Here is a 4,760-nt window from a genome sequence, read left to right on the forward strand (position 1 = left end):
ATAGAGAATGCCTGGCGTTTCTCCAGTCAGGATCCCAAACTCTGGAAACTGGATGGTTCCGCCTTCTGGCCCTTACTCATCCTGTTTTTCCATTTCAGCGTGCTGACCCTGATACTGGCCGTGGTCAGTATCGGCCTGCTTGCCTGGCTGCAACGCAAGGGCTACACCCCTGCCGTGGCCTGGCGAAGACTGGTGCGGTTTGTCTTCGGCAATACCCGCCTGCGTGGCCCAGTATGAAGGATCGCCTGAGTTTCCGAACAGGGGATGTCTCTCCCTTTTCTCGAATTCTGCTGGAATCGGTGGAAGACTATTCCAGTACAACCCGTTACGCCATCGATCATCTGAGCCGGGCGGTCCATCCCGTTCTCATGATTGCCCACAAGAGTGGGGTAACCCTTTTTGATCCAGTCAACGCAGTCTGCCAGCTTTCCTATGGTTCGGAGGCAGTACAGAAAGCCACGCCACAAGTACAGTGGCCTTTTAGCTCGAAATTTCGTGTTGCCAGAACGGTACGTGCCTTGCCAGCTCAAGATCCACTCCAAATAGAAGTGGCCTTCACGCAAACGATGCCCCCGGCCAAGCAGCATGCGGCCCTGTTGGACACCATTGGTGCCGGCATCGATCGGGAACCATATCCGGTCCAGAAAAAACAGACTGTCTCCGCGCCGCTGCAGACCGATATTTCCAATCCACTCACCCGACAGGCAGAACCAATATCCTCCGAGGATACCCCTGGAGCGCGGCCGCGCCGTCTGAATCAAAACATGCTGGACACCATTGGTGCCGGCATTGATCGGGAACCCCCTACTAAACAGCAAATTGCCGAGTCCCGGGAACGCATAGCAGCCCGTATCGCCGCCAGGCATTCCCACGTCTCCCACATCCACTCTGAATGAGGACATCCCATGAAACCAATCTATGCCTGTGATGACGGCTACGGAGAAATCAAGATCATCCACCGGGCTGAAGGCATTCTGCAAAGCTTCAGTACCCCATCCCGTGCCCAGAGCGGCGATTACCAGCAGATTGAGATCGGCGGCGCCACACCGACAGACAGTACGGTTTATGTGACCAAGGGGGAAGCCTACACCGTTGTCGATACCCTGCAGACCGAAGATACCCGCTTCGCCGGTTTTGCCCTGTCCAGCCTCAACCGGGTGCTGGTGGCGCATGCCCTGCGCCAGGTAGGCGCTCCAGAAGCGTTTGAACTGGTCGTCGGGCTGCCCCTGCGTGATTTTTACTGGGATAACGGCACCCCCAACCAGGATCTGATTGCGGCCAAGCGCGAGACCCACCGGATTCCCGTGCAGCTGCGCACCCTGGAGGGTGATAGCGATCTACCCGTACCGGACAGAGTGCATGTGCTGCCCCAGTCGCTGGTCGTCGCCATGCAGTCACCGGGCGAAGATCCCGATCTACCCATCGCCGTGGTGGATATTGGCTCGCGGACCACCGATATTACGGTCGTACAGAATGGCAAGGTCGATTTCAGCCGCTGCGGCACTTTGCCGGACCTGGGCGTGGCCGCCGCTGTAGACCGGTTTCAGACGGCCATTGAGGAAAGGCGTGGCAAGCGTCTGCCCAACCGTAAAATTCTCCATAGTGCCCTGATCCAGAACAAGCGGATTCGCATTAACGGTGCCGAGATTCCCGAGGCCGATCAACAGAGCGCCCGAAAAGAGGCTTTAAAAGAAATCGCGGGGCGTATCCAGCGCGGCGTAGAGCGGCATGCCCGAACCCTGGAAGACTGCGATCATGTCATTCTGATCGGCGGCGGTGCCCTTCTGCTGGAGGGGCAATTCGACTGGCCCCATGCCCAGCTGCACCCACAGGCGGTCCATGCCAATGCCATGGCCTGGCTGGAGACCCTGGAGTCGGTATGACCCCGCCTGAAACGGACAATCCGCCAGCGGCGTCAGCGTCCACGGATACAGAATCCTCTATAGAGCAGGACTTTCGGGATCATGTGCTGTTCATCCTGCAGCACGAGCGTGAAGAACGCGTCCGTCTGGATATGGCCCTGCGCGAACAGGCACTGTCGCAGATTGCAAAGCAGGCAGAGGCCCTTTCCGGGCAGATGCAGGCCCTGCAAAAACTGCAGGACACGATTCTGGAAAAATGGGCCGCCATCCGAACTTCGGCAGATACACAGACCACCGAGGTGCAGTCCCGCATTGCCCAGATGGGGGAAGACGTCCGCAAAAGCACCGCGCCGATCCGCGAATACCAGATGCATGTCAACCGGCTACAAAATGAGCTGCAGACACTGGTCCGGACGGTGAAAGACAACACCCAGGAAGTTGCCGGCGTCACTTTCCGGGCACTCTTGGGAGGTGCACTGGGCGGCGGAGCCGCTGCCATTCTGATTTTTTTGCTGCTGTTTCTCGCGCAAAGGAAATAATCAACCATGAATAAACCGTCAGCCGATGACGCTGAAAACACCTCCAGTTCCACCATCGGGGTTTCTCTGGGCCGCCTTCAGAAACTGGAGAAAGATTTCCGCCTGCACCGAGATTTCTGGGAGGGACAGGCGCACTACATGGACATTCTGATGAAAACTACGCAGGCGCTGAATCAGGGACTCATAAGTGCCGTTACCGCTCTGGATCGTCGTCAGGGGGAGGCCATCCGTCAGCTGGCGGAGCGAATGGATCGCCTGGTTCCACCAAACAGGGATGACCCGACCAACACCTCTTCTGGAACGCAGGCCACAACAGCAAACGCTTCTCCCGCCAAAGGTCAGGGCGAACTGCTCAGATCCGAGGCGTCGCCGCCAATGCTGCCCGATACACAGACAGAATCGATCCGGGAAATGCGTGGGGAACTCAGCTTGATCAGTCAAAGGCTGGAGAGCATCGCTCGGGATACCGCCGATCTGATCCAGCTGGTCTATGGATTAACCGATAACAACGGAAAGGACTGAAATCCGAGGCAGAAGGAGGTACCAACCATGGCAGAACGGGGTACGCAATGGATGCGTGAAACCAAATGGGCGGCCACAGATCGCTGGCCAGAGATTCTGGTTCAGCTGGGCATTCCTGCCCAGGCGCTGGTGGATCGGCATGGGCCCTGTCCGGGTTGTGGCGGAGAGGATCGCTTCCGCTTTGACAACCAGAAAGGCCGGGGCACCTTTTTCTGCTCACAGGGCGGTGGAGATCCCATTTCCGGTGACGGCTTTTCCCTGCTCCACCATGTCCATGGCTGGAATTTTAAGCAATCCATCGAACAGGTCGCCCGGGTACTGGGTACATTACCGCCGGATCACGATCTGCCCAAAACCGCCAAAGCGCCGGAAACCCGGGCACCTGCGACTTCTCGGCAGAGTGCACGCAAAAGTGCCCCTTCCGCAAAAGAACAGGTCGAAAAAGCCCGTCAGTCCATTGAAAAGCACTGGCGTGGCAGCGTTCCCCTACGGCAGATGCCGGAAGCCATGGCCTACTTCGAGAACCGCCGGATTCCTTTCGATCTCATTGTCGACGCACGGGATGTACGCGGCTTTCCCCATCTCCCTTACTGGCACCAACGGGTGGATGGACAATGGGAAGAACTGGGCAGGTTCCCTGCCCTGATCGCCCTGTGCCGGGGACCCAGCAAGCAGGTCCTAGCGGTACACCGCACCTGGCTCGCACCCGATGGATCCGGCAAGCTGGTTCTGCCGGATCCGGATCGTCCCAACGGTGAAGATGGCCGCCCCCATCTTCTGGATGCCCGCAAACTGACCAGTCCCATAGTGCGACGCGTCCCCCTGCATATTGAATTGCGGCCCATGCAGGCAGATGGCAGGCTGGGGGTGGCAGAAGGCATGGAAACGGCCCTGGCCGCCTCCTTTGCCCATCACGGTCTCGCGGTACATGCGACCGTAAACAGCGGCAATATGGGCGGCCGCAGTGTCGGTGACCGGGTCATCGGGGGGTACACCCCACCCCAGACCTGCAAAAAATTGCTGATCTTTGCCGATAACGATCCGGCAGGCATCCGGGCTGCACAATATCTCAGAGAGCGGATGCAACTCAGCCGCCAGGATCTGGAAACCGACATCCGCCTGCCCAGCACCGGCAACGACTGGGCGGAAGTGCTGGAAATCGCCACCACCCAATATCCGGACCGGATCGCCGAGAGGCGGCAGGAACAGGGACTCGGTGCTGCGCCCGATCTGCCCATGCGGGTCACCATGCCACAGCGGGAACCCGGCCAGCCGGAATCGGGCGTGCCGCTTAACAACCGGGCCACGGCGCAGAGGACGAAGCGCCCCCGGCGTTAAAGCCACCGGTTTGGATGCGCGGACCCTGCTGAAAAATGCTAAATTCTACACACGCACACAAACTGTAAAGGAGACTGCACCATGTTTGGTTTTGGAGAACATCCGGAAAATATGACGGCCACCTGTCCCAGCTGCCAGACCCCCATGGAAGACAAGGGCGCACACGGCATGCGGATGGGTGGACTGACCGGTCTCGGCGGTGCTGCACTGGGCATGATCGGTGGCCAGCTCGCCGATGATGGTGAGGAAGCCTTTGAAAAGAAACTGAAGGTGCAGGTTTATGTCTGCCCACAATGTCAGGAGATTTCTTTCAAGTACCATGGCGGTCTGTAAGGGGCCGTATTCCCAGTATTGATGAGGCACACAAAACCACATGAATACCCGACAAAGAGGACCCGCCGTACATATCTGGCGCATTGCGTTTCAGGATCTGGAAATGCGTACCACTTCATCCGATGGCGTGCATGTATGGATTGCCCAGGAAGATGTTATTGCTGCC

General features: G+C 58.3%; 7 protein-coding genes. All 7 read left to right on the forward strand.

Translation table 11 applies throughout. The features are described from left to right. Positions 1 to 237, forward strand: a 237-nt coding sequence (gene icmT / locus AC2VLY_RS13710) for an IcmT/TraK family protein (RefSeq protein ID WP_486922460.1), incomplete at its 5' end; no start/stop codon positions are given. Positions 238 to 299: 62 nt separating this feature from the next. After that, the gene (locus tag AC2VLY_RS13715) at positions 300 to 896 is read left to right on the forward strand and encodes a hypothetical protein (RefSeq protein WP_486922461.1); all 597 of its coding nucleotides are present in this window, start codon (positions 300 to 302) and stop codon (positions 894 to 896) included. 9 nt (positions 897 to 905) lie between these two features. Further along, positions 906 to 1,883 carry a plasmid segregation protein ParM domain-containing protein gene (gene parM, locus AC2VLY_RS13720; RefSeq protein WP_486922463.1) on the forward strand — a complete coding sequence of 326 codons (978 nt, stop codon included), beginning with the start codon at positions 906 to 908 and terminating at the stop codon, positions 1,881 to 1,883. Beyond that, on the forward strand, positions 1,880 to 2,401 hold the full coding sequence (locus tag AC2VLY_RS13725) for a hypothetical protein (RefSeq protein ID WP_486922464.1): 522 nt from the start codon (positions 1,880 to 1,882) through the stop codon (positions 2,399 to 2,401). Before parM ends, AC2VLY_RS13725 begins: the two co-directional genes overlap by 4 nt. 6 nt (positions 2,402 to 2,407) lie before the next feature. After that, positions 2,408 to 2,923 (forward strand): hypothetical protein, encoded by a 516-nt coding sequence (locus AC2VLY_RS13730; protein ID WP_486922465.1) that lies wholly within the window; start codon positions 2,408 to 2,410, stop codon positions 2,921 to 2,923. Between the two features lie 27 nt (positions 2,924 to 2,950). Continuing rightward, the gene (locus tag AC2VLY_RS13735) at positions 2,951 to 4,261 is read left to right on the forward strand and encodes a DUF7146 domain-containing protein (RefSeq protein ID WP_486922466.1); all 1,311 of its coding nucleotides are present in this window, start codon (positions 2,951 to 2,953) and stop codon (positions 4,259 to 4,261) included. 81 nt (positions 4,262 to 4,342) lie between these two features. Beyond that, the gene (locus AC2VLY_RS13740) at positions 4,343 to 4,594 is read left to right on the forward strand and encodes a hypothetical protein (RefSeq protein ID WP_215859386.1); all 252 of its coding nucleotides are present in this window, start codon (positions 4,343 to 4,345) and stop codon (positions 4,592 to 4,594) included. Positions 4,595 to 4,760: the final 166 nt, after the last annotated feature.

The sequence above is a fragment of the Acidithiobacillus sp. TH-A36 genome (genome assembly GCF_057473445.1).

What these genes read in the sequence shown, in the direction of transcription:
- parM (WP_486922463.1), top strand. Translation starts at nt 906, where the DNA reads ATGAAACCAATCTATGCCTGTGATGACGGCTACGGAGAAATCAAGATC.
- AC2VLY_RS13725 (WP_486922464.1), top strand. Translation starts at nt 1,880, where the DNA reads ATGACCCCGCCTGAAACGGACAATCCGCCAGCGGCGTCAGCGTCCACG.
- AC2VLY_RS13730 (WP_486922465.1), top strand. Translation starts at nt 2,408, where the DNA reads ATGAATAAACCGTCAGCCGATGACGCTGAAAACACCTCCAGTTCCACC.
- AC2VLY_RS13735 (WP_486922466.1), top strand. Translation starts at nt 2,951, where the DNA reads ATGGCAGAACGGGGTACGCAATGGATGCGTGAAACCAAATGGGCGGCC.
- AC2VLY_RS13740 (WP_215859386.1), top strand. Translation starts at nt 4,343, where the DNA reads ATGTTTGGTTTTGGAGAACATCCGGAAAATATGACGGCCACCTGTCCC.